5 protein-coding genes are annotated in these 3,118 nt (G+C 67.0%); 1 reads left to right on the plus strand and 4 read right to left on the minus strand.

All coding sequences use genetic code 11. The features are described 5' to 3' along the window. Window positions 1-134: 134 nt before the first annotated feature. Complete coding sequence (locus ACFDS3_RS20095) at window positions 135-368, plus strand: transcriptional regulator/antitoxin MazE (RefSeq protein ID WP_375264104.1); 234 nt, start codon at window positions 135-137, stop codon at window positions 366-368. Here ACFDS3_RS20095 and ACFDS3_RS20100 read toward each other — a convergent pair. The 4 genes from ACFDS3_RS20100 to ACFDS3_RS20115 form a co-directional block, all read right to left on the minus strand. Then, the gene (locus ACFDS3_RS20100; RefSeq protein ID WP_375264105.1) at window positions 356-1,567 is read right to left on the minus strand and encodes a hypothetical protein; all 1,212 of its coding nucleotides are present in this window, start codon (window positions 1,565-1,567) and stop codon (window positions 356-358) included. The genes ACFDS3_RS20095 and ACFDS3_RS20100 overlap by 13 nt on opposite strands. A 116-nt stretch (window positions 1,568-1,683) precedes the next feature. Then, window positions 1,684-1,911, minus strand: coding sequence for a WGR domain-containing protein (locus ACFDS3_RS20105; RefSeq protein ID WP_375264106.1), 228 nt, complete (start codon window positions 1,909-1,911; stop codon window positions 1,684-1,686). A 109-nt stretch (window positions 1,912-2,020) separates the two neighbouring features. Then, the gene (locus ACFDS3_RS20110; protein WP_375264107.1) at window positions 2,021-2,344 is read right to left on the minus strand and encodes a hypothetical protein; all 324 of its coding nucleotides are present in this window, start codon (window positions 2,342-2,344) and stop codon (window positions 2,021-2,023) included. 104 nt (window positions 2,345-2,448) lie between these two features. Next, window positions 2,449-2,928, minus strand: coding sequence for a hypothetical protein (locus tag ACFDS3_RS20115; protein ID WP_375264108.1), 480 nt, complete (start codon window positions 2,926-2,928; stop codon window positions 2,449-2,451). Window positions 2,929-3,118: the final 190 nt, after the last annotated feature.

The raw sequence follows: 3,118 nt of genomic DNA on the forward strand, positions 1-3,118 counted from the left end.
CTCGAGGGCGAGATCGTCTGCTATGCCTATATGGTCCCGGCGCTGGAGCTTGAGGCGGTGATCGAAGCGGAGGAGGATGGCCTCGCGCCTTGACGCGACCTCTCACGAGAATGACGCCAGCGGAGACGGCAACCATGAAGACCACGATCCGAAAGCACAGCGACGCACTGGTCATAGACATGACCCCCGAGATCCTGGCGGCCCTCGGCGCGCGTGAGGGCGACACGCTCCTTGTCACGCAGGGCGATGACGGCATCCTGCGTATCTCCCGGGCCGACCCGTCGATCGCCGCCACGCTGGACGCGGCCGAACAGGTCATGGACGAGAACGGCGAGATGCTCGAGGCGCTCGCGCGTCAACAGAGATAGGCCGCCTCGGTCTCCGGCTCGCGCTCCCCCATCAGCTCCGCGCCGAGATCGCAGATCGTGCCGATCGCACCCGTGAGCTCGCGCATCGCCTGGTTCGAATAGGGCACCACCATCTTCGAGCTGTAGCCCTCCAACGTCAGGCCGATGTCAGCCACGAGGGTGTCCTCGCTCGTTTCGAGCTCGTCCGCGATGCTGCCCGCACAATGGATCTCGATCTGGTGGGGCATCTCGTCGGCATTTGCCCGCTTCAGGTGGACCAGCCAGCAGGTCTCGAAGCACCGCAGCGCGATGACGCCGCCTTCCGCGGTCGGAACCAGGAAGGCTTCCTGCACACCGTCGGACGAGATGAAGCGGTTCTCGTAATCGTCGTGGCCGCCCGTCTGGAGCCCGAGGATGAGCCGACCGAGATCCTCGGCCTCGTGCCAAAGGTCGGCCGCCGCGGCGATCGCCTGGAGATACATGAGGCCGTCCGCCATGCGCTGCCCGGGCGCGACACCGTCGGCGCGCAGGGTGGCGACGCCGAGCGCGGCCATCAGGCGTTCGCGCCGCGGGCCCCGGAACTCCATCGTCCAGCTGCCCGCCCATTCATGGCGCGTCTCCAGGAGCTTGTCGCAGCCCAAGGCCTGCATGTGCCCCGCGGCCGCCCGAAGCGCGACCATGGCCGCGCCGCTGTCCTCGACGCGCGCGCCGCCCGGCAGGACCAGGACGCCCTCCTCGGACACCGACGGAATGTCGATCGCGAAGACGAGCTGCGGCCCCTCGATGGCGAGAACGTCCTGGATGCTGGCCCCCTCCGGCGCCCGGGCTGAGTAGTCGGTGATGTAGCAGCTGATCCGCCGCGGCAGGTCCGGCGGGATGGTTCCGCAGGTCGGCCGCTTCCGCCCGGTGAAATCGAGGACGAAGCTGTGCGCGCCGCTGTCGTCGGGGGCAGTGATCTCGAAAGCGCCAAGGTGGGGCGCGCCGGCATCGAACCAGCGCAGGTTCGGAAGCTCCGCCTCCCCTTCGAGACGCTGAAGCCCGGCCTCGAGCGAGATAAAGGCCGGCGCCATGACCCGCACCGAGTATTCGACGGCGGCGGCCACGATGGCGTCGAGATCGTTCAGGCGGGTGCCACGCGGTTCGGTGAAGACCTGCATGTAGGCATCGAACTGGGCCTCGGTGCTGAGGTCGCTGATCCGCTTGGGGGTGTTCGCCGGCATGGGCACTCCTGCTCATCAAAGGCCCGGTGCGCCCGGGCTCTGCCTCGAGCGTAGACCGCGCCCGCGAAAGCGGAAAATGCCATGTGGAGGTTTTCCACGGTTGCGTGGCTGGATGGCTACCGCAGCCTGTAGCCGTGCTTCAGCCGCAGCTGGAGAATTCGCGTCGCCATCTCCTGCGCGTCGCGCTTGCTGCCTGACCCCGCGATCCGGCAACGCGGGCGCCGGCCGATACGGCCCCAGCGCACCACGAGCGCGGCCTCGGCAAAGAGATCCGGCTCGATGTCGACATGGTAGAAGCGGTAACAGTTCTTCGGCGGGTCGACCTTCTCGAGATGGAGTTCCATCCGTCCCCCTCACTCGCAAACGATGCGGATCGAGTAGACTCCCGATTTCCGCTAGACGCAACGGTCACTTAGCGAGGGGGGACTCACGGTCAAGAAAGACCGTGCGCCGTCAGGCCGCCGTAGCGAAGGCCTGCAGCCGGTCATGCGCACGTAAGGCCAGATCCGGATCGGTCAGCGGATGGCCAAGCGCATCGCGCAGCGAGACGATCTCGCGCGGCTCCGGCGCTCCGACGGGCGCCGGTCCGATGACGACCAGCTCCTCCAGCGCCACGAAGGCCCAGAAGGTCGCGCAGGCCAGCATCCTGGCGTTCCCGGCCCGATCCCCTTCGCTTCCCGTTTCATAACGAGTGCGCAGCGCGGTGCATTTACTGAGCTCGATCTCGAAGCGACGAGCAAGGCTTGTGGTATGGGGGCGCGGGGTCTGGATGTTCATCGGGTTCTCCGGCTGCGTCGGTCAACTCAGGGTAGCCCAGCACATCCAACAGGCGAGCAGAAAAGAACGGCCTCACCCCAGGGTGAGGCCGTGACGTTGCGGCGTCAGGCGGCCAGCGCCTGTCCCACGAGGCCTCTCCGGTCGCAGAACCGGATGGCGAGGGTCGTGGCGCGCCATGCGATCGAGACCACGCCGAGCGCGGCCACGAGGCCGAAGAAGGCCGCGCCGGCAGAGCCGAGGACCGAGAGCCCGGCGCCGCCCATCAGCCCCTGAAGCAGGACCGCAGACAGAACGGTGACGATCAGCGACTTCACGAGGCCCATGGTCAGGCGGGCCTCGCTCTCCACCCGCCCCTTGAGATCCACCTCGGCATAGGCCAGCGGCCCCTGCACGGTGCCGCCCTTGGCGAAGCGCAGATAGACGGGGCGGGCATCGCCCTGCCAGACCGCGAGGGCCTCCCCGGCCGCGACGCGCAGCACCGCGCCTTGGGCCAGCTCGCGCCGGGCCTTCGGCAGGCGCGGGTCGACGCCGATATCGAGGTGGCGGAGCACGCTCGTCGCGCCCTCGATCCCGTTCAGTTTCATCTGGCTGTCCATCGCGGCGACCTTTCGTCTTCAGGTTGATCCAACACTATGCCGGCGCAAACCAGTTATCAATGTTTTTCGCAAAACTTTTTCCGATAGTTTCGAGGTTCATCTCCCTGCCCCTTGCTTCGCGAGTGCCAGAAAGGCATATGAGTGCGAATTGAAGGCATAAGCGTGCGAGTAGCCTGTC

Source organism: Palleronia sp., from assembly GCF_042089775.1.
Classification (GTDB): Bacteria; Pseudomonadota; Alphaproteobacteria; order Rhodobacterales; family Rhodobacteraceae; genus Palleronia.

Coding starts and splice junctions, on each gene's coding strand:
- ACFDS3_RS20095 (WP_375264104.1), top strand. CDS start 135: ATGAAGACCACGATCCGAAAGCACAGCGACGCACTGGTCATAGACATG.
- ACFDS3_RS20105 (WP_375264106.1), bottom strand. CDS start 1,911: ATGGAACTCCATCTCGAGAAGGTCGACCCGCCGAAGAACTGTTACCGC.
- ACFDS3_RS20100 (WP_375264105.1), bottom strand. CDS start 1,567: ATGCCGGCGAACACCCCCAAGCGGATCAGCGACCTCAGCACCGAGGCC.
- ACFDS3_RS20115 (WP_375264108.1), bottom strand. CDS start 2,928: ATGAAACTGAACGGGATCGAGGGCGCGACGAGCGTGCTCCGCCACCTC.
- ACFDS3_RS20110 (WP_375264107.1), bottom strand. CDS start 2,344: ATGAACATCCAGACCCCGCGCCCCCATACCACAAGCCTTGCTCGTCGC.